Source organism: Streptomyces sp. NPDC017529 (genome assembly GCF_044329785.1).
Taxonomy (GTDB): domain Bacteria; phylum Actinomycetota; class Actinomycetes; order Streptomycetales; family Streptomycetaceae; genus Streptomyces.
On the sequence record NZ_JBIRJY010000011.1, the window covers coordinates 219197 to 238957 of the forward strand.

Sequence of the window (19761 nt, forward strand, 5' to 3'; positions counted from 1 at the left end):
CGGGCCGCAGCCCCAACGAGGTGCTCGGCCTGCCGAACATCGGCCCGATCCGGACCCCGGCCATTGCACCCGAGACCTGGTTCCCCCCCCCGTACGCGCCGCCTGGAGTTACATCGACACCTTCGCCCCGGACATCCTCACCGCCCTGCGGACCTGGCGCCGCCTGCGGGAACAGGCACAGCGCCTGCCGCTCGCGGAGGCGGGCCACCGCCTTCAGACCTGGCTGGCCGAGCCCGGCACCCGCATCCTCGTCCACGGGGACGGCCGCCCCCACTGGTCCCTGGTGACCTACCTGATCGGCGCCGATCCGGGGCACTGCGACCTCTTTCTGGCCAAGAACACGCCGGGCCGCGCCTGGCGGGCCGCAGTCGAACACCTTGTTGCCGCCGGCCGCACCCAGCCCGGCCTGCTCGCCGCACCAGCCCTGGTGACCCGCCCGGACGGCAGCATCGGGCCCTGGCACACGGCCCTGCACCCGCAAGGACTGCGGGCGGAGGCCAGCGCCCTGGTCCACGCCTGCTACCTGTTCACCGCGGCGCTGTCGATGATGCGCGACTGCGAGATCCGCGAGACCGTCAAGAACTCCGTCGTGGAGTACTACAGCAGCCCGGCGGTGAAGCCGACCAAGGAGAAGCTCGACCCGGACCTGCCGGTCAAGCACTGGTGGATCATCGAGCCGGTCGCGCAGGCCATCGATATCGCCTCCCAGCTGTCCGCTCACCCCGACCTGGTCTTCTCCTCCGCCTGGCTCGGCGGCGCCGGCTTCGTCAGCGGACGGGTCCCCGACCAGTTCCGTACCCACGTCAACGCCCACCGCCACACCACCGGCCTGCCGGCCATCCCTGCGGGGCGCGTGACCCCGCACATGTTCCGCCGCACCATGGCCAGGCTCATCCGTGACCACCCAGGCCATCCACGACCGCCGCCTGACGCGCCTGACCGACCTGTTCGACGCCGACAGCCGCGGCGAGAACATCGGCTACGGACCCGGCGCCGGCCGCCTGCGCGAGGCCTTCGCCGACATCCGCCACCAAGCCGGCCAACTGCGCGCCACCCATCAGGCCCGCCACGGCGACACCCGCGTCGAACACGACCTCCTGCGCCGCACCCGCGTCTCCATCCGCTTCGGCACGCTCAACCACTGCACCATGAACGACGACGACCCCACCGGCGCGAAATGCCTGGAAGACGCCGTCGTCCCCGCCGGCCACCAAGGACCGCTCATCGACCGCTGCCGTCCCTCCCGCTGCGCCAACAGCGTCATCGCCCCCGAACACCTGCCGATCTGGCGGACCGAACACACCTCCCTTGACCAGCTCCTCGACCAGCCCGGCCTGCCCTCAGGCCGCCGCGCGCACATCGACGCCCAGCTGGCCGAGGTCGACCTCGTCATCAGGAAGGCCACGCCATGAGCACCGCCCCGGCCACCGAGCGTGCCCCGCGGGAGGCGATGGGAACGGTTGCTCACCGGCCGGCCGAAGCACACCGACGGCAAGCTCACCAAGTACAACATCTGGCGAGAGGCAGGCGTCAGCAGAGCCACCATGAACCGCGCGACCGCCGTGCTCGCCGAGAACACCGCCCTGTGAGGGCAGGCCGCCAGGCCATCGGCCGTCGTCGTCCCGCTCGCCAGATCCCAAGCCACCCGTGAATGAACCCGGCTGTCAGGTCTCCCGCGGTCCGGCCCTTGGCTATGCAGGTCAGTCCGGGAGTCGTTTGTTGCTGGCTTCGGACGGCGGCTGGCGAGTCGCGGAGCGCGGAATATCGGCGAGTTTTGGAGTCGCTCACGTGTGCGCCACCTTCTCGCGGGGGCGGGCCCTGCCCGGGCCTGGCCGCCCAGCCTTCGCGTCGGCGGCTCAGCAGGACGGCGTCGTATCGAGGCGGAAGCCTGGGTTCCGGCGAGGCTGTCTCGTCTTGCCTTTTGCATCGGGTGTAGCCTCCGCGAGCTGTTGTTCTGCTCGGTACGGGACGGATGGCAGGCCCGGAGGGGGAGCATGGCCGACTTGTGGGAGCTGGAGTGTTACCTGGCCACGGGTGAGCAGCGCCGGCAGACGTTCGCCGATCTGGTCTCCCGTATCCGGGCGCCTGCACCGGAGGCAGTGGCGGATCTGGGGTGCGGCCCCGGGGACTGCACGGTCTACCTGCGGGAGTGCTGGCCTTTCGCGCGGATCACCGGGGTGGACCAGTCGCCGCAGATGCTGGCGGCCGCACGCCGGTACGCCGTTCCCGGCAAGCTGGGCTTCCAGCTCGCGGACGTGCGCAGCTGGAGGCCGGCGGAGCCGCTGGATGTGCTGGTCTCCAGCGCCGCTCTGCAGTGCGTCGTGCGGCACACCGAGCTCTTCGAACGGTACCTGGGCCTGCTGAAGCCCGCGGGCTGGTTCGCGTTCCAGGTCCCGGCCGATTCCGGAGTGCCGCGGCAGTCGCTGCTGAGTAAGTTGTGCGCGGCGCCGCGGTGGCACGAGCGGATTGGCCCGCTGGTGTATCCGACGAAATGGGTCGCGGACCCCGAAGAGTACCGGCGCGTCCTGCTGGGCCTGGGCTGCCGGGTGACGGTGTGGGAGACCGTCTACCGGCACGTCCTGCCGGGCGCCGATGCCGTGTTCCGGTGGATGCGGGGCACCGGCCTGCCCCGGGAACTGGCCCGCCTCCCGGCCGACGAGCGGCGCGAGTTCCTGACGGAATACGCCGGGCTGCTGCGCCAGACGTATCCCCGACAAGAGTTCGGAACCGTCCTGCCGTACCGGTCCCTGTTCGTCGTCGCGCAGAAACCCGGCTGACCGCACGCGCCCGGCGATGCTTGCCTGCGCACCGCGGTCCGCGGCCGTGTGCGGATCGCGTCAGCCGGGGGCGGCCGGGCCGCCGGCCAGGTCCCAGGCCAGCAGGCCCGCGCCGATCCGGCCGGCAGCCTCGCCCAACTCGGCTCGCACAAGCCGGGGCAGCACCTGAAAGGCCATCCGGCGTTCGAGATGCCGGCGCAGGGGGACCAGGAGCTGGTCGCCCGCCTGGCTCAGCCCGCCCCCCAGGATGAGCACGCCCGGATCGAAGAGTGTGATACCGGCCAGGAGGGCCTGGGCCAGCGCCTCGATGGCCTCCTCCCACACCCGGGCGGCGACCCGGTCGCCGGCCGCCGCCCGGCGGACCACCTCCGCCGTGTCCACCCCGGAGGCCGGGCCGCCCGCCGCCGGGCCGCACTGCTGGAGGTAGCGGTGCGCGATCGCGGTCCCGCCGGCGAACGTGTCCAGGCAGCCACGCTGACCGCACGTGCACTCGTCACCGCCGGGCCGGAGCACCACGTGCCCGATCTCCGCGGACCGCCAGTGACTGCCCGGCAGCGGACGGCCGTGCCACAGCACCGCTCCGCCGACGCCGGTACCCAGCGGGACGAAGAAAACGACGTCCTCGCCCCGGCCCGCCCCGTGACGGGTCTCGGCCAGGCCGCCGGCCCGCACATCGTGGCCCAGCGCCACCGGCAGGCCCAGACGATCGGCGGCCAGCCGGCGCAACGGCACGTCCTGCCAGCCGATGTGCGGCGCGAACTCCACCGTCCCGCGCTCCTCGTCGACCAGCCCACACGCGGCGATGCCCGCCGCCCGGACCGTCACCCCCATATCGCTAGCCTCGCCCACCGCGTGTGCGGCCTGCTCCAGCACCGTGGCCAGCACAGCCGCGCCCCCGTATTCCGGACCTGTGGCACACCGTCCCTCGGCGACGACCGTGCCGTCCCGCGCGACCAGAGCCGTTTTCACGGTGGTGCCACCGATATCCAGCCCGAGCACCACCTCGCTGCCCCTCACCACTTAACGCCACCTCCATCGGCGCCTGTGCGCAGCCCGTTCACCACACCGTCCGTCTCCCGCTCGGCGAACGGAAGGCGACCTGGCGTTCGGGCTCGGTGCGCTGTCGGGAATACTCCAGCACATGGGCGGCCGCCAACGGGAGAAGCGCACCCAGTGCCCCACCGCAAGGACCCAACTGCCTTCAAAGGTCGGCTACACCGCCCCACACGAGACGAGGACGCCTCCCGCACACAGCAACAAATGCCTCCCCGGCTCACCTACTTGGCCAGGCCCTGCTGGACAGGAGTCCAGCCAGCAAGCCCTGAACTCACTGTTCAGTCGCGCCCCAAAACAGCCGGATCGCCTCATGGCCCCGTTCAGCCGGATCAACCAGCTTCCAGCCCAGGTACTTCTTGCTGGAGAAGACAGGGCCGATGTCTTCGCGGGCCATGTGACGACGGCGGTTGACGGCTTCGGCAGGGCGGAGCCGCCCGAGCGGTCATCGATGCGGTCCCCGCGAGATGGGTACGAACCGCTGCCCGCAGCCGACCGATCGAGGTCCGCTTCGGGCAGGCCTCCGGAGGCCGCCGGCCGGCTCTCAATGCCCTGCCAGGCACCCGTCAGTCGGCCCGTCGCGGCAGGTCGAGCGTGTCTGGGCCAACTGGGCCGCCCTTACGGACCCCGCCACCACCATCGACCAAGCCCTGCCGCTTCTTCGCCTGGATCACACAGCCGCCTCCCGGAGAACGGAGGGAACCCCGTGCGGTTGATCAACCCTGTGCGACTGATCAGACTTGCCGGTGTCTTGCTGGGGCCGCTCGTCCGGGCCGTCGACTGGAAACCCGTGCTCGCCACGGCTGTGCTGTCCCTCGGCATGGCAGCAGCAACGATGCCTGGCGCCGTCGTGGAGCCGGACAGTGCCGCCGTCACCCTGCGGATGGCCGGGGTGCTCCTCGGCGCTGCGGCCGGCTTCGCCCTGGTCGATGTCGCGGCGGTGGTCACCACTGTGACCCCGGCACCACGCTGGCTGCGGCAGTGGATCCGTACGCTCCTCGTCATGGGCGCGGCCGCTGCCGTCTGGGCTGTGATCCTTCTCCTTCTGGCAGCCCGGATGGGGGGCGGTACGCAGATGCGAACGTCTGGGCTGGCCCTCGCCGTCGCGCACCGGGAAGTCCGCACGTGACCGTGGCCGGCCGGAGCCGCACGGGCCCGGGAGTGATCTTTATCAACCACCGGACCCCTTCAGGGGCGGAATAGCAGGTCGGGGAGGCACTGACAGGTTGTGGGCGTCTGTCCCGAATTTGACCACACCACCTTACGGATAGCAGCCTTCCCCCCTGACCCGCGCACCGAGCGGTCCTGCGTCTCGTGAGCGCGTGCGTCCTTGCGGTGCGTCATGCCCCCGTGTGCGAATGACCCCGCCAGCAAGGAACCTCATGCCGACTTCCCCTGCCCGTACCGTCACCGGCGCGGCCGCCCCCGCCGGTGCGAAGCCGACCACCGAAGGTGACGACGGGTGCCATACGCCGCCCACGTCGCCGCCCGGAGACCGTAGACGTACCGACGTACCGGTGCTTGCCGTCAGTGGCGGACTGCTCACCGCGTTCGTCCTGGCCGCGCTGATCGCGCCCACGGCCACGGGCGACGCAGTGAACGCCGTCTTCACCTTCGTCGCGCGCTGGTTCGGTCCGCTGTGGCAGGTGCTGCTGCTCGCGACGTTCGGCGTCGCGCTGTGGCTGGGGTTCTCCCGGTACGGGAAGGTACGGCTGGGCGGCTCCGGGGCGCGTCCGGAGTACGGCAGGTTCCAGTGGGTCGCGATGATCATGTCGACGCTGCTCGCGGGCGGCGGGGTCTTCTTCGCGGCGGGCGAACCCGTACAGCACTACGTCCAGACACCTCCGTACTACGAGGGCGTCAAGAGCGGCACCCGGCAGGCGGCCGAAGCGGCGCTCTCCCAGAGCTTCGCGCACTGGGGCTTCCTCGCCTGGGCCGTCCTCGGGACCCTCGCCTCGATCGTGATGATCCGGGGCCAGGAGCGCGGGATGCCGCTGCGCCCGAGAACGCTGCTGTACCCGTTGTTCGGCGAGCGCATCCGGCATTCCCGGCTGGGAGCCGCCGTCGACATCGTCTGCGTCATCGCCGTGGTGGCCGGAACCGTCGGGCCGATCGGCTTCCTCGGGCTCCAGGTCTCCTACGGCCTCTCCGAGATCTTCGGCATCTCCGGCGGCTACCCCGTACAGCTCGGCGTCATCGTCCTGCTGACCGTCGTCGCCGTCCTGTCCGTCGCCAGCGGCATCGACCGCGGCATCCAGTTCTTCAGCAGGGCCAACATCTGGCTCGCCGTCGGCCTGATGGCCGTCTTCCTCGTGCTCGGCTCCCTCGGCTTCGTGATCGACTCCTTCCTCGGCGGGCTCGGCCAGTACGTACGGGACTTCGTACCGCTGGCTCTCAACCGGGGCGACCACGCGTGGCTCGGCTCTTGGACGGTCTTCTTCTTCGGCTGGTTCCTCGGCTACGGACCGCTGATGTCGATCTTCGTGGCACGCATCTCCAAGGGCCGTACGGTGCGCGACCTCGTCGTCTCCACCGCGGTCATCCCTCCGCTGGCCACCATGTTCTGGTTCACCGTGTTCGGGGGCACCGGCATCTTCCTCGAACAGCAGCACCCCGGCACCGTCTCGGGCCCGCTCAAGGCCGTCGGCATGGACGCCGCCGTCATCTCCATGGCCGAACAGCTCCCGATGGGTGCCGTGGTCGCGGTGGCGCTGCTCCTGCTGACCGTCACGTTCGTGGTGACCACCACCGACTCGATGTCGTACAGCATCGCCGCCGCCGGTACGAGGACCGGCGAACCCACCCGTGCGGTACGCGCCTTCTGGGCCCTGCTCATGGGCGCCGCGGCTGCCGTCCTCATCCTCGTCGGTGACGGTGGCATCACGGCGCTGCAGTCGTTCATCGTCGTCACGGCCGTGCCCGTCGGCTTCATCATGCTCCCGACGCTTTGGACCGCTCCGCGCGTGGCCAAGGAGATGGCACGGGAGCAGGGCATCGTCCCGGCCGAGCGGTCGTCGGGATGACGTGTCTGTGATGAAGCCGAGCAGGTCCGGTCGAGGCGATCGAGCAGCGCCGCGAGGTCATCGGTGAGGGTGTCGTAGCCGGAGCCGTGGCCGACCCGGTCCGAACGGCCCCGGCCACGAACATCACTGGCCATCTTTGTGGTTCTGCCAAGTACGACCACTCGGGCATCCAGCGTTTCTATCGGGAGGCCTTCGCCGGCGGGGCCGGGGGAGTGGCGTTGACCGTGGCGATCGCGGTGGCCAGCTGCCTCTGGGTTGCTTCGGGCAGTGCGGTTCCTCGCAGGCTGTCGACCAGGTCCTGGGCCAGACGGTGCAGTTTGGTGTTGGTGTTCTGGGAGGTGGCGACCAGGACGGTCCAGGCCGCCTCGGGGTCCAGGTTGAAGCTGGCCATGAGGATGCCGCGGGCCAGGTCGATGACAGGGCGGGTCTGCATGGCGCGGCGCAGTTGGCCCAGCTCCGTACGGAGTTCTTCGTCGGTGTCCTGGTGCGGGGCCCGGCTTCGGGCAAGGGAGCGGGGCGCGCTCCGGCCGGGCGGGGCCGGGCCGGCGAACAGTTCCCGGGAGCCGGTCAGGTCCAGGATGTGGTTGACGGCGCGGCTGCTGGTGCGGATGGTGACGGTCTTGTTCTGTTCCAGGGCCCGGCTGCGCAGGCGCAGCAAGATGCCCAAGCCGACGCAGTCGCAGAAGTGCACGGCGCCGAGGTGGAGGTCGAGGCCGTGAACGGCGTTGCTGAGGGACGCGTGCAGGGCCCTTTCGACGTGCTGGTCGGTGTCCAGGTCGAGTTCTCCCCTGACCGCGACGTCGGTACGGTCGCCGTCCGCGGCGACCTCGATGACCACCAGGCACGGTTGGGGCTCCACCGGTGTCGCCGTGGGGGCGCGTTCGGTGTCTCGCTTCGTGTGGGGAGGAGTGCTGTGCGCAGGCTCCGGCATGGCCTTCCTCTTCCTCGTGGGCTTGTCCGGCTCCGCATCCAGGCTCTTCCACCGACTCATACACGTCAACCAATACACGAAGAAAATTACGTGCTTCTGGGTGCGTGAATCGCTGATCGGTAGGATCGGCGCATGAATGACGTGCCCGAGCCGCACACGGGATGGACGTTCGTGACCAACCACGCCCGGGTGCTGGCCGCCATCGCCGACGACCACCACGCCCGCATACGTGACATCGCCGCGCGCTGCCGGCTGACCGAGCGCGCGGTCCAGAAGATCATCGCCGACCTGGAGGGGGACGGGTACCTCTCCCACATCCGGGAGGGCCGCGCCAACACCTACCGGATCGAAGCCGGGAAGATCCTGCGTCACCCGGCCGAAGCGGGTCTGACCGTGGCCTCGCTGCTGTCCCTGCTCGTCCAGGACGAAGCGGACCGCACCACGCTGGCCGACGAGCACGACCGGCACGGCACGTGCCAGTAGCCGCGGAGCGGGCCGCGTCTCGTCAGCCGCCAACCGTGCGCTTCTTCGCGACGACACAGCCCGCGGGTGCCGCATGGCCTATCAGGCTGAGGGGCGCGGTGGTGTCCGGTAGGGCCATACGGGGGAGCGGCACGGCAGCGGCGCCGGTGGCGACCAGGCAGGAAGTCTCCGGCCCGGGAGTCGGCCACGGCACACGCGACAGGCGGGAGAGCCCCGCGGAGTTGCAGCGCGTCGGCCTGCCGGAGGTGTAGAGCGAGCAGCACCGGCCCCTCCGTGAGAACGGTTTGCTCGTATACGGCAGGGAAGCCGCGAGCAGGTGGTCCCGGAGACGTTTTCAGCCGACACGGGAGACCGGCTTGCTGATGCCGGTTGAGGAGGACCACGCCCACGACGCTGACGGCACCGCCCAGAAGTTCGACGGGACGGCGAACGTCTCCCAATCCGTGGCGGTGGGGTGAACCAGGGAGGCATCCGGGGCCGGAGCGGGAACGACTGATCACGATCACCGTTGTCCGCTCCCCGCCTGCCATGACCGGCCCGGACCGCCGACCGTCGCTCGGCGCCCCACCGGGATCGACCAGGGAGGTCCACCGTGCGATATCCGTACCGGCACATACGTTGCCTGTTGCTGAGGACGGTCAGGGTTGCCGGCAGGGCCACCACGGCGTTGCCCGGACTGTTCAGACAGTGGCCCGCCATCGTATGGGCAGGCGTCCTGCTGGCAGTGGCCGCCGCGCTGGGCGTCGTCTGGTCGGGTGCGGGCCCGTCCGCGCAGGGGGCGGTCGCGCTGACGGTTTTCGCCGGGGCCACCCTGGCGTGGGTGTCCGGCCGGGGCGACGCCACCTTCGTGGGCCTGATCGCCGTACTGGTGCTCGTCGCCGCCGGAACCGTGGCGCCGGGGCGGCTGTTCGCCGGGCTCGGAAACGAGACGGTGTGGTTGCTGATCGCGGCCTTCGTGCTGGCGGCGGGCATCGGCGCGACGGGCCTGCCGGCCCGGGCGGCCCTGGCCCTGTGCGCCCGCGCCCGTACGGTGCGGCAGTTGTTCCACCTGGTGGCGGCGGCGCTGGTACTGACGGCCTTCGCGCTCCCGGCCACCGCGGGCCGGGCGGCCCTGGTGCTTCCCGTCTTCACGGCGCTGGCCGCCTCGGTGCAGGAGCGCGTCACGGTCGTACGCGCCCTGTCCCTCCTGTTCCCCGCCGTGGTGCTGCTCTCCGCCATGGCCACCCTGACCGGTGCGGGAGCCCATCTGATCACCAGCCAGCTCCTGGCCGGCACGACGGGCCACGGCATCGGCTATCTGCGCTGGCTGGTACTGGGGTTCCCGTTCGCGCTGATCTGCTCCCACCTGGCGACGGAGGGGCTGCTGCGGACGATGACCGACCGCGACGAACGCCGCGCCCCCTTGCCGCGTACGGTTGACGACCCCGCGGTGGGCGAGCAGGAGCCGCGGCAGCCTGGACGGCACGGGCGGCTCACGCCTGACGAGGCCCGGGCCGGCGCGGTCCTTCTCGTGGTCATGGCCCTGTGGTGCACCGAGTCCCTGCACGGCATCCCGCCCGCCATCACGGCGCTCGGCGGCGCGGTGCTGATCACCGCGCCCAAGTGGGGCACCATCGGCATGTCGGCGGCCCTCGACGCGGTGCCGTGGTCGTTGCTGATGTTCATGGTGACCACGACCGTGCTGGGCGGCGCCCTGGCCTCCTCGGGAGCGGCACACTGGCTCACCTCTCTCGTCTTTCCCGCCGCCGCGGGCCCGGTCGTGGTCCTGTTGGCCGTCGTCGTGGTCAGTACGGCCTCCCACCTGGTGCTCCAGTCACGTTCGGCCCGTTCGTCGGTACTGGTGCCGCTGGTCATCCCGCTGGCCTCGGCCGCGGGCCTGCAACCAGCCGCGCTGGCCTTCGCCTCGACCGCCGCCGCCGGGTTCTGCCACACCACCGTCGCTTCGGCCAAGCCCCTCGCCCTGTTCGCCCAGAGCGGTGGCGCCCCGGTCTTCGGCGAACGGGACCTGCTGCGCCTGTCTGCCTGGCTCGGCCCGGTCACCGCGGCGGTGACCGTCGGTTGTGCCCTGTCCGTCTGGCCCTGGCTGGGCCTGCCCCTGCGCTGAGCACCCCGCGACGCGTGTACGTCGTGGCGGCCCCGGCCGGGACCGCCGCCGAGGAATCGGGAAGAACTCATGACCTTGCGCGTACTGGTCGCTCCCAGTGGCTTCAAGGAGTGTCTGCCCGTCGAGGCGGTCGGCGCGGCCATCAGTGCCGGAATCCGGCGCGTGCTGCCCGACGCCCGCGTCACCGCCGTCTCCCTGGTCGACGGCGGCGAGGGCACCGCCCGTACGCTGGCCGCCGCCAGTGGCGGGCGGCTGGTGCCGGTGCCGGCCACCGGGCCCACCGGGGACGCCGTCTCCTCGCACATCGCCGTCCTGGGCGGCGCCGGCCCGCTGACCGCGGTCGTCGAAATGGCCGCGGCGGCCGGACTCGCCCTCGTACCCGACGATGCCCGGGACCCCGGCCGTACCACCACCTACGGGGTCGGGGAACTGATCCGTGCCGCCCTCGACCAGCGTTGCGAACGGATCGTGGTGGGCTGCGGCGATTCGGGAACCTGCGACGGCGGCGCGGGCGCCCTGACCGCGCTGGGCGCCCGCGTGCTCGACGCCGACGGCCGCCCGGTTCCGGCGGGCGGCAACGGCCTGCTCCGCGCCGCCCGCCTGGAACTCGGCGGCCTGGACGCGCGTTTGGCCGATACGGAGATTCTCGTCGCCTGCAATCCGTACAACCTCCTGACCGGCAAGAACGGCGTCGCACGGGTTTTCGGGCCGCAAAAGGGCGCAACGGACGACCAAGTGGAAGAGCTGGCTTCGGCCATGGACCACTGGGCCGCGCTGCTGGAGCGCCGGTGCGGCGCGGACATACGACTCACGCCGGGCGGCGGGGCCTCCGGGGGCCTCGGCGCGGGCCTGGCCGCCGTCCTCGGCGCCCGGCTGCTGCCCCGCTTCGACGCCCTTCCGGGGTATACGGAACTCGACACGCAACTGGCCGCGGCCGACCTGGTCGTCACCGCGGAAGGGGCGCTGGACCACCAGACTCCGCACGGCAAGATCCCGGCAGAGGTCGCCCGCCGTGCCAAACGGCAGGGCAAACAGGTCATCGCGCTGGCCGGCGTCATCGGCCGCGGCGCCGCGCAGACCCGCCCGGTCGGCATCGACGCCTACGCCTGCATTGTCTGCGGACCCATGTCCCAGCGCGAGGCCATGGAGGACGCCGCCGCGCTGCTGACCGATGCCGCCGAACAGGCCCTGCGCATGGTGATGGTCGGCACCCGCCTCGGTGCACATCCGCCACCCGCTACCGCACCGGCGCCCACACCCGGTCCAGTACCACGCGTAACAGTGGCGGGACGAGTTGGAGAACGAAGGCGCCTGCGATCACGGCGACGCCGCAGGAGGGGAGTGGGGCGAAGCGTCCGACACGAGGCGGCGAAGAGAACCTAGCCGGGCCGCAGCGCTCCCCCCATCGACAGATGACACAAAAGCATCCGCGATCTTTCATGCATCTGTATGACGTAAGAGTGATGGGGGTCTGCGAGAGTGCCGTTCGCGGCAAGAAGGCATGTCGCCTTGCATGAGGGGCCCCGCCAAGCGACGTCCGGCACGTACGGGACGTACGGGTGCGGTTCAAGGCGATTGCCCTGAAGGGTGGTTGCCGGAACGGCGCGGCTCCCTTGAGATGCTTCCCAGTCGGCCGCTCCCTCGGAAACCGGCTGTCTGCGATTCATGAGGCACGTTCGTGAGCGATTCACTTCAGGAGGCTGCGGTGACGGAAGAGACAGACGAGAACCGGACGCGGAAGAACGGCCTGTACGGGGGCGTGAGCACCGAACTCGCCGAGAACATGAAGCAGGGCTGGGCGGACACCGAGCGGCGCGACCTCAAACCCATCGCACAGACAGTGCACACCGCGCGCCGCCGGGCGGCGCTTGCCGCACGGTTCCCCGGTGAGCTACTGGTGATCCCCGCAGGCAACCCGAAGGTCCGCGCCAACGACACCGCCTACCCCTTCCGCCCCTCCTCCGACTACGTCTACCTGACAGGTGACCAGTCCCAGGACGCCGTACTGGTCCTGGGGCCCGGCCAGGACGGCGCACACGAGGCCGCCGCCTACCTGCTGCCCCGCTCCGACCGCGAGTCCGGCGAATTCTGGCTCGACTACCACGGAGAGCTGTGGGACGGCCGCCGCAACAGCCTCGGCGAGAACGAGCAGCTCCTCGGCCTGCCCTGCCGCGACGTCCGCACGCTGACCGAGCGGCTCGCCGCGGCCACCGGGCCGATCCGCCTGCTGCGCGGCTACGACGCCCATGTCGACGCCGCCCTGAGCGACAAGGTGACCGCCGAGCGCGACATCGAGTTCCGCGCCGCGCTCTCCGGAATGCGCCTGGTCAAGGACGAGTTCGAGATAGCCGACCTGCGCCGCGCCTGCCAGGCCACCGTCCGTGGCTTCGAGGACGTCGTACGCGTCCTCGGCACCGACACCCCGACCCCGGAGCGGGCCATCGAGGGCACGTTCTTCATGCGTGCGCGGACCGAGGGCAACGACGTCGGCTACGCGTCCGTCTGCGCGGCGGGGCCGCACTCCACGACGTTGCACTGGGTCCGCAACGACGGCGAGGCCCGCCCGGGTGACCTGCTGCTGCTCGACGCCGGAGTGGAGAGCCGCAACCTTTACACCGCCGACGTCACCCGTACTCTGCCGGTCGACGGCCGCTTCACGTCGATCCAGCGCAAGGTGTACGACGCCGTCTACGAGGCGCAGTCGGCCGGCATCGCCGCGGTCAAGCCCGGTGCCGCGTACCGGGACTTCCACCACGCCGCCCAGCGGGTGCTGGCCGGTCACCTGGCCGCCTGGGGCCTGTTCGGCGACCGCTCGGTGGACGAGGCGTACGAGCTGGGGCTGCACCGCCGCTGGACTTTGACGGGCACCGGTCACATGCTCGGCCTGGACGTCCACGACTGTGCCAAGGCCCGCACCGAACTGTACGTGGACGGCACGCTGGAAGCGGGCATGGTGCTCACCGTCGAGCCGGGCCTGTACTTCCAGTCGGACGACCTGACCGTTCCCGAGGAGTTCCGCGGCATCGGCATCCGGATCGAGGACGACATCCTGGTCACCGAAGCGGGCCACGAGAACCTCTCGGCCGGCCTTCCCCGGGCCGCGGACGAGGTGGAGGCCTGGATGGCGCGGCTGCGGAGCTGACCGCGGTGCCGACGGCCGGCCGCGCCCCGGGACGCGGCCGGCCGTCGGCACATAGCGGGGAGTGCACCGTGGCATGGGCCCTCGTAAGGATGGGCATCACAAACTGTCCCGCAATTGCGAGAAGTTGATCGGTGGCAGTTGTGACAGCTCGGTCCTGGCGGCGGCCATGGCGTCGGCGTAGCGGGAATTGCCGAGGACGTCCGTCATGGCGTCGGCGATCTCGTCGCGTGTCGCGGTGAGTTCCATTGCCCGGCCGAGACCGTGCTGTGCGAATGCGGCGGTGTTGGCGGGTTGGTCGGCGAGAATGCCCATGCCCAGGACGGGGGTTGCGCCCTGCACCGAGTCGAGCAGGGATGCCCGGCCTCCGTGCGTCACGAACAGATCGGCACGACGCAGGAGTGCGGGCTGCGGGACATGCTTGGTGATGCGGATGCGGGGGTTCGTGCTTTGCAGGTGCTCCGCGAGGAAACCCGCGGAGACGATCGCGTCGCAGTCGATTGCGGAGAGTGCGGCCACAATCTCCTGGTAAACGTCCACGACGACGGTGCGGAGCCCCGGCATCGCGGTGGTCAGGGTGCCGAGGCCTGCGTAGACAAGGGGGCGGGTGGAGGGGGAGCGGTCCAGCCACTCGGGGAGGGCTGCCCGGTTTTCCGCGACGGTACGTCGGACCTCGTGTGCGCAGGGTGGGGGCGTTGCGTAGAACCAGTGGGCCGGCGCGGGGGTGAGCATCTCGGGAAGGAGAGGGGCGTCCTGCTCGTATTGCTTGTAGAGGGGTGTCAGCGCGGGCGCGATGTCGGTGTCCCACAGATCCAGGAGTACCGGGCCGAGGCCGTTGTCCGCCGCGAGCACGGGCAGCCGCAGGACTTTTGCCGCGAGGTGCGCGCCGAGATCACTGCATTCGGCGATCACCAGATCGGGCTGCGTCCGCGTCCACGCGGTGATCAGATCACGGGCCTTCACCTCGGCCTGATCCGGCCAGAGCTGACCGAAGACGAACTGGTTGAACAGGTCGTTTCCGAACCCCTTCCAGATCGTGCTTGCCGTCTGCTCAACGGCGGGAACACAGGTCCAGCCTGTTCCTGCCCTATGGAAATCCACTTTCCGCCGTCGGGCTTCCCGGCGGAACATGAGGGGAGCGTAGAGTGCGACATCATGGCCCTGCTCAAGGGCCGGTCCGATGACGTAATCGAGTGCGGAAACGTGTGACGGTATCGGCTCAGCAGTGATTGCTATGCGTAAGGGCACGGAGGAGGCTCCAAGGGATACCAATGGTTCTTCCATCGCCGACGTTACGTCGCGGCACAGCCCCTTGCGCCGTTCACTTGTGATCTACGTAGCGCATTACGTAATTCTCGCTTACCGATTCTTCTTCGGTAGGGGAACGCCGGGCGGATCTCCGCCTACGACGCGTCCCAGCCGGCGTTGGCGGCGAAGTCCTCGAAGGTCCGGGGCTTCCTTCCGGTCACCCGCTCGACCGTGTCGGTCGGCGCGCGATCGCCTGCGGCCCTGATCGCGCGCAACGCCGCCACCGCGGGTCCGGTCTGCGCACGCGTCTTTCCGAGGGCCTCCTGAGCGGCGAAGTAGTCCTCCTCGGTGCCCCGGTACCGCACCGGATACCCGACGTGGCCTGCGATGATGTCGAGCGCTTCGGCGTAGGACAGAGAGCGTGGCCCGGTCACCTCGTAGCGGCGGCCGGCGTGGCCGGCGGTGGTCAGCGTGGCCGCCGCGACCGCGGCGATGTCGTCGGCATCGACGAACGCCTGCTTCAGGTCGCCGAACGGCATCACCAGTTCGCCGGCCACGACGGCCTGACGGAAGAAGCCCTCGTCGAAGTTCTGGTTGAACGAGTCCGGCCGCAAGACCGTCCAGGCCGCCCCGGACGCCTCGACGGCCCGCTCGGCAGCCATCAGCCGCTCGTCACCCACCGCATCGATGCCCCTGCTCGACAGCAGCACGATGTGCTCGACCCCGAGCGTGACCGCACGCTGGACGAAGGCAGGATCGGGGATCCTGTTCGGCGCCATCACGAAGGCCTTCGTCGCCCCGCGCAGCACGGCGTCCCACGTGCCCGGCTGCTCCCAGTCGAACCGCACCTCACCGGTACGGGACGCGGGCCGCACCGGATGCCCGCCCTCTCGCAGCTTCCGTACCAGCCGCCGCCCGACCCGACCCGTCCCGCCCGTCACCAGGATCATGCCCTCAGCCTAGGCGGTCCCTACGTGATAAGCCGCTGATTGTGCGGCACCGGCCCCGACCGCGGGAAAGGCCACGGAGAATCGCGCCATCGGCTCCTGCCCGGCGCCGCCAAATTCCGGTATTGCTCGCGGGCCGACTTCCATTCGGCAGTGCGCGGGGGCAGGGCACGTGCCCGGAGGGGCAGCTTTGCTGCGGGGTGAATTGCCCTAGATGACCGGTCCGCGTGCGTTCGCTCTTGGCGACGAGGAGGCGGAACCAAGGGTTCCCTCCTGCTGCCACTTAGACATGTATATCGGACATGTTAGGTGTGAGCTTCCTCACTGTGCGCTGTCTGGAACGACCCCCGGGTATGGGTTAACGTCAATGCTCGTCCGCCAGACGAAGTCCGTTCTGCGGATCACAAAAACCGGGGGAAGAATTCTCGAGGGTGTTGATTTTTTGCGCCCTCCAGTGCACGCACGACCTCTTCCCCGGCCTATCAGGGGGATGGTTTACGTGAATCAGCAGGACACCGCACAGTTTTCTCCGCTGGGAGAAATCGTCTTCTCCGCACCCCGTTGCGTCCAGGGGTAAGGAACCCGACGATCATGCCGACCAACGCGCTCTCCGATATCCGGCTTGACGAACTGTTCACCGCCCAGGTGCGGCGGACACCGGATTCGCCCGCACTCGTCCAAGGCGTACGCGTCCTCACCTACCGCGAACTGCACGCCCGAGCCGCCGCGTTGGCCCGAAGCCTCACTGCGTCCGGCGTCCGCGAGGAAACCCTCGTCGGCTTAGCCTTCGAGCGCTCGGCCGACGCCGTGGTGGCCATGCTGGGAACGGTGCTGGCCGGAGCCGCTTACGTCCCGGTGCGCCCCTCCTACCCGAGGGAACGCATCGAGCAGATACTTGACGACTCCCATGCCCCCCTCGTGCTGTGCGGTGACGGACTTGCCGCTCTCTTAACGGACTTCGCCCCGGACGGCACCCGGGTGTGCGAACTCGGGTCGCTTTTGCCCGATGGAGCGGCCCTGCCGCTTGAGGACAGTCTGTCAATTGTCCCCGAACCGCAGCAGCGAACAGCCGCCGCCGGCTCCCGCCTTGCCTATGTGATGTACACCTCCGGCAGTACCGGCCGCCCCAAGGGCGTCATGATCGAACACGCCGGTGTGGCGCGGCTCGTCCGCGACGCGGACTACCTGTCCCTCTCCAGCGACGACCGCATTCTCCAGACCGGCGCCCTGGAGTTCGACGCGGCCACATTCGAAATCTGGGGAGCGCTGCTCAACGGAGCCACCCTGCACATCGTCGAGCAGGAAACGCTGCTGACCCCCGCGCTCCTGAAACAGGCACTGCACAGCGCGGACATCACCGTGCTCTGGCTCACCTCCCCGCTGTTCAACCAGCTGGTCGACGAGGACGTCTCCCTCTTCTCCGGTCTGCGGACCCTCGTGATCGGCGGCGACGTACTGTCCTGCCGCCACGTCAACCTCGTCCGCGCCGCGTGCCCGGGGCTGAGCGTGCTGAACGGCTACGGTCCCACCGAGAACACCACCTTCACCACCACCTTCCGCATCGAGCGGCCCTACGAGACAGCCATCCCGATCGGGCGTCCGATCCGCGGGACCACCGTCGCGGTCCTCGACGCCGACCGCGCACCCGTGCCCGTCGGGGAGATCGGGGAGCTGTACGCGGCAGGCGCGGGCCTGGCGCGCGGCTACCTGAACAACCCCGAGCTGACGGCCGAGAAGTTCGTGCTGGTGAACGGCGTACGGCACTACCGGACCGGGGACCTCGTCAGCAGCGATCCGGACGGCGTCCTCTCCTTCCACGGCCGCACGGACAACCAGGTCAAGATCCGCGGACACCGGATCGAACTGGGCGACATCGACAATGCCCTGCTGGAGATCGACGGACTGACCGACAGCCACACTCACGTGGCCCGGCGGGACACCGGCGGCGGACAACTGGTCAGCCATGTGGTCCTGAACGCGGGACACAGCGCACAGGACATCCTCACCCGCCTGCGCAAGCGGCTCCCCTCCTACATGTGCCCCGCCCACCTGATACCGGTGGAGCGCCTGCCACTCAACTCCAACGGCAAGGTGGACCGGGCTCAGCTGCCCCCACCACCCATCCGGCGCGGCACCGGCGCGCCACCCGAGGCACCTCTTGAGCAGCTGCTCGCCCGTCAGTGGGCCGACGTACTGGGCCTGGACGCAGACACGATCGGCCTGGACGACGACTTCTTCGAGCTGGGCGGCACCTCCCTCACCACGGGCGTCCTCATCGGCCGGCTCGCCAGGGAAACCGGAGCCGAGCTGAGCTTCAGCGACCTCTTCGCGGCCCGGACGCTTGGCGCCATGGCACGAGCGGCATCCCGCGCCGCCACGACCCGACTGCTTCCCGTCCCCGCGGCCACCGGAAGTGGTGTACCGCATCCGCAGCAGCGGGCGCTCTACGCGCTGTGGCAGTCGGCCCCCAAGAGCCTGGCCTACAACATCCCGTTCACCGTGCAGGCCGGCGGCCCGCTCGACCCGGACCGGCTGCGCACTGCCCTCGCCCGCCTGATCGACCGCCACGACGCCCTGCGCACCCGCTTCACAACCACCCACGACGGCGTCCGGCGGCAGGTGGACGCGAGCGCCCCGGTCGAACTGACCGTGGTGAACGGCACTGCCACCGACTGGATCAAGCCCTTCGACCTCGGTGAGCCGCCCCTGATCCGGGCCGTGCTCGAACGGCATCCCACGGGTGGGGACGTCCTCAACCTGGACGTCCACCACATCGTTTTCGACGGCGTGTCGCTGCGCATCCTCATCGACGAGCTGTTCGACCTGTACGCGGGCTTCTTACCCGACGCCCCGGCGGTGGACTACGCCGCCGCCGCCGAGTGGGCGGAGGCACGGCTCTCCGGACCGGCATTGGACCGGGCCGAGCGGTACTGGCTGGCACATTTCGCCGAGCCCGTACCGACCCTGAACCTGCCGACGGACCGGCTGCGCCCCCCTCTGCGCTCCACACAGGGCGATGTACTGGTGAGGGAGCTGGGCCCTCAGGAGACCGGCGATGTCTGGGCCGTGGCCGCGCGGGAGTCCCTGACGCCCTTTACCGTCCTGCTGACCGCCTGGACGGCCGCCCTGGCCCGGCTTTCCGGACAGCGGGACATCGCGGTGGGCAGCCCCATGGGCGGCCGGCCCCACCCCGACCTCGAAGCCGTGGTGGGGATGTTCGTCAACACCGTGGTTCTACGGGCTCGGTTTCCGGAAGGGGCCGGACTCGGCGATCTGCTGCGGCACCTGGGCCAGGAGCACAGTGCGGCGCTGGACCACCAGGAATACCCGTTCAGCCAACTCGTCGAACGGCTCGGGCTGCCCCGGGACCTGAGCCGCAACGCGCTGTTCGACACCTTCTTCGCCCTGCAGAACGTGGAATTGCACAGTTTCCGCAAGCACGGACGGCACGCGACGCTGGCCATGCGGCATCCGGGCACGTGTCGTTTCGACCTCAACCTGCAGGTGTGGCAGAAACCGGACCGCTTCACGCTGGAGCTGGAGTACTCGACGGTATTGTTCGAGCGCTCCTCCGCCGCCTTCCTCCTGGGCCGAGTCGCGGAGATTCTCCGCGAACTGGCGCTCGCCCCGGAGACCCCGATCCTGCCGAAGCCCGTCGAACGGTCCGGGGAACCTCGCCAGGCCGCTGAGTTCACCTTCTGACCCGAGGCGAGACACCGATGATCCCCCTGACCATCCTTCTGTGCGGAGCGGTGACGTTCGCGGTCCGCTACGCCCTCTTCGGGCCGATCGGTCCCGAGCACCTGCCCACCCGTATCCGCAGCACGCTGCCCTATGTCATGCCTGCGGTACTGATGGCGATCATCGTGCCGTCCATCCTGCTGCCGGCCGAGGGCGGCGATGTGCAGGCCGTCGCGCCCTACCTGGTCGGAGCCGCGTGCGGGTTCGGGGTCGGAGCGTTCAAGAAGGATGCTTTCTTCCTGGTGTTCGCGGTCGCCATGGCCGGCTTCATGGTCACCAAGTTTGCGCTCTGAGCGGTTCTTTCCCCCGGGAACG

At 70.0% G+C, this 19761-nt stretch carries 16 protein-coding genes; 11 read left to right on the top strand and 5 right to left on the bottom strand.

What is annotated here, in order from left to right; all coding sequences use genetic code 11:
- Nucleotides 1-896: 896 nt before the first annotated feature.
- From ACH4K4_RS26425 to ACH4K4_RS26435, 3 genes are all read left to right on the top strand, one after another.
- Nucleotides 897-1412, top strand: a complete 516-nt coding sequence (locus tag ACH4K4_RS26425) for a hypothetical protein (protein ID WP_398170570.1) — start codon at nucleotides 897-899, stop codon at nucleotides 1410-1412.
- Nucleotides 1413-1460: 48 nt separating this feature from the next.
- Entirely contained in the window at nucleotides 1461-1589 is a 129-nt protein-coding gene (locus tag ACH4K4_RS26430) for a hypothetical protein (protein WP_398170572.1), read from the top strand.
- A gap of 405 nt (nucleotides 1590-1994) precedes the next feature.
- The gene (locus tag ACH4K4_RS26435) at nucleotides 1995-2777 is read left to right on the top strand and encodes a methyltransferase domain-containing protein (protein ID WP_398170573.1); all 783 of its coding nucleotides are present in this window, start codon (nucleotides 1995-1997) and stop codon (nucleotides 2775-2777) included.
- Between the two features lie 60 nt (nucleotides 2778-2837).
- On the opposite strand, the gene ACH4K4_RS26440 is transcribed toward ACH4K4_RS26435, so the two are convergent.
- A complete protein-coding gene (locus tag ACH4K4_RS26440) occupies nucleotides 2838-3794 on the bottom strand; it encodes an ROK family protein (protein ID WP_398170574.1) in 957 nt (318 codons plus the stop codon).
- A 310-nt stretch (nucleotides 3795-4104) separates the two neighbouring features.
- Nucleotides 4105-4227 carry a hypothetical protein gene (locus ACH4K4_RS26445; RefSeq protein WP_398170575.1) on the bottom strand — a complete coding sequence of 41 codons (123 nt, stop codon included), beginning with the start codon at nucleotides 4225-4227 and terminating at the stop codon, nucleotides 4105-4107.
- A gap of 327 nt (nucleotides 4228-4554) precedes the next feature.
- Between ACH4K4_RS26445 and ACH4K4_RS26450 the strand changes: the two genes are divergently transcribed.
- Together ACH4K4_RS26450 and ACH4K4_RS26455 are read left to right on the top strand one after the other, a co-directional pair.
- A complete protein-coding gene (locus ACH4K4_RS26450; protein WP_398170576.1) occupies nucleotides 4555-4959 on the top strand; it encodes a hypothetical protein in 405 nt (134 codons plus the stop codon).
- Between the two features lie 253 nt (nucleotides 4960-5212).
- Nucleotides 5213-6853 (top strand): BCCT family transporter, encoded by a 1641-nt coding sequence (locus tag ACH4K4_RS26455; RefSeq protein WP_398170577.1) that lies wholly within the window; start codon nucleotides 5213-5215, stop codon nucleotides 6851-6853.
- Between the two features lie 178 nt (nucleotides 6854-7031).
- Here ACH4K4_RS26455 and ACH4K4_RS26460 read toward each other — a convergent pair whose 3' ends face one another.
- Nucleotides 7032-7712, bottom strand: a complete 681-nt coding sequence (locus ACH4K4_RS26460) for an ANTAR domain-containing protein (RefSeq protein ID WP_398170578.1) — start codon at nucleotides 7710-7712, stop codon at nucleotides 7032-7034.
- A 204-nt stretch (nucleotides 7713-7916) separates the two neighbouring features.
- On the opposite strand from ACH4K4_RS26460, the gene ACH4K4_RS26465 reads away from it, so the two are divergent.
- From ACH4K4_RS26465 to ACH4K4_RS26480, 4 genes are all read left to right on the top strand, one after another.
- A complete protein-coding gene (locus ACH4K4_RS26465) occupies nucleotides 7917-8267 on the top strand; it encodes a MarR family transcriptional regulator (RefSeq protein ID WP_398170579.1) in 351 nt (116 codons plus the stop codon).
- 667 nt (nucleotides 8268-8934) lie between these two features.
- The gene (locus ACH4K4_RS26470) at nucleotides 8935-10371 is read left to right on the top strand and encodes an SLC13 family permease (RefSeq protein ID WP_398170581.1); all 1437 of its coding nucleotides are present in this window, start codon (nucleotides 8935-8937) and stop codon (nucleotides 10369-10371) included.
- Between the two features lie 69 nt (nucleotides 10372-10440).
- Nucleotides 10441-11754 carry a glycerate kinase gene (locus ACH4K4_RS26475; protein ID WP_398170583.1) on the top strand — a complete coding sequence of 438 codons (1314 nt, stop codon included), beginning with the start codon at nucleotides 10441-10443 and terminating at the stop codon, nucleotides 11752-11754.
- 295 nt (nucleotides 11755-12049) lie between these two features.
- Nucleotides 12050-13513, top strand: a complete 1464-nt coding sequence (locus tag ACH4K4_RS26480; RefSeq protein WP_398170584.1) for an aminopeptidase P family protein — start codon at nucleotides 12050-12052, stop codon at nucleotides 13511-13513.
- A 96-nt stretch (nucleotides 13514-13609) separates the two neighbouring features.
- On the opposite strand, the gene ACH4K4_RS26485 is transcribed toward ACH4K4_RS26480, so the two are convergent.
- Nucleotides 13610-14641 carry a glycosyltransferase gene (locus ACH4K4_RS26485; RefSeq protein WP_398170586.1) on the bottom strand — a complete coding sequence of 344 codons (1032 nt, stop codon included), beginning with the start codon at nucleotides 14639-14641 and terminating at the stop codon, nucleotides 13610-13612.
- A 272-nt stretch (nucleotides 14642-14913) separates the two neighbouring features.
- Nucleotides 14914-15708 (bottom strand): NAD(P)H-binding protein, encoded by a 795-nt coding sequence (locus tag ACH4K4_RS26490; RefSeq protein ID WP_398170588.1) that lies wholly within the window; start codon nucleotides 15706-15708, stop codon nucleotides 14914-14916.
- Between the two features lie 588 nt (nucleotides 15709-16296).
- Here ACH4K4_RS26490 and ACH4K4_RS26495 point away from each other — a divergent pair.
- The gene (locus tag ACH4K4_RS26495; protein ID WP_398170589.1) at nucleotides 16297-19407 is read left to right on the top strand and encodes an amino acid adenylation domain-containing protein; all 3111 of its coding nucleotides are present in this window, start codon (nucleotides 16297-16299) and stop codon (nucleotides 19405-19407) included.
- A 17-nt stretch (nucleotides 19408-19424) separates the two neighbouring features.
- Nucleotides 19425-19739 carry an AzlD domain-containing protein gene (locus tag ACH4K4_RS26500; protein WP_398170591.1) on the top strand — a complete coding sequence of 105 codons (315 nt, stop codon included), beginning with the start codon at nucleotides 19425-19427 and terminating at the stop codon, nucleotides 19737-19739.
- Nucleotides 19740-19761 lie beyond the last annotated feature (22 nt).

Coding starts and splice junctions, on each gene's coding strand:
- ACH4K4_RS26455 (WP_398170577.1), top strand. CDS start 5,213: ATGCCGACTTCCCCTGCCCGTACCGTCACCGGCGCGGCCGCCCCCGCC.
- ACH4K4_RS26490 (WP_398170588.1), bottom strand. CDS start 15,708: ATGATCCTGGTGACGGGCGGGACGGGTCGGGTCGGGCGGCGGCTGGTA.
- ACH4K4_RS26500 (WP_398170591.1), top strand. CDS start 19,425: ATGATCCCCCTGACCATCCTTCTGTGCGGAGCGGTGACGTTCGCGGTC.
- ACH4K4_RS26435 (WP_398170573.1), top strand. CDS start 1,995: ATGGCCGACTTGTGGGAGCTGGAGTGTTACCTGGCCACGGGTGAGCAG.
- ACH4K4_RS26465 (WP_398170579.1), top strand. CDS start 7,917: ATGAATGACGTGCCCGAGCCGCACACGGGATGGACGTTCGTGACCAAC.
- ACH4K4_RS26495 (WP_398170589.1), top strand. CDS start 16,297: ATGCCGACCAACGCGCTCTCCGATATCCGGCTTGACGAACTGTTCACC.
- ACH4K4_RS26445 (WP_398170575.1), bottom strand. CDS start 4,227: ATGGCCCGCGAAGACATCGGCCCTGTCTTCTCCAGCAAGAAGTACCTG.
- ACH4K4_RS26485 (WP_398170586.1), bottom strand. CDS start 14,641: ATGTTCCGCCGGGAAGCCCGACGGCGGAAAGTGGATTTCCATAGGGCA.
- ACH4K4_RS26475 (WP_398170583.1), top strand. CDS start 10,441: ATGACCTTGCGCGTACTGGTCGCTCCCAGTGGCTTCAAGGAGTGTCTG.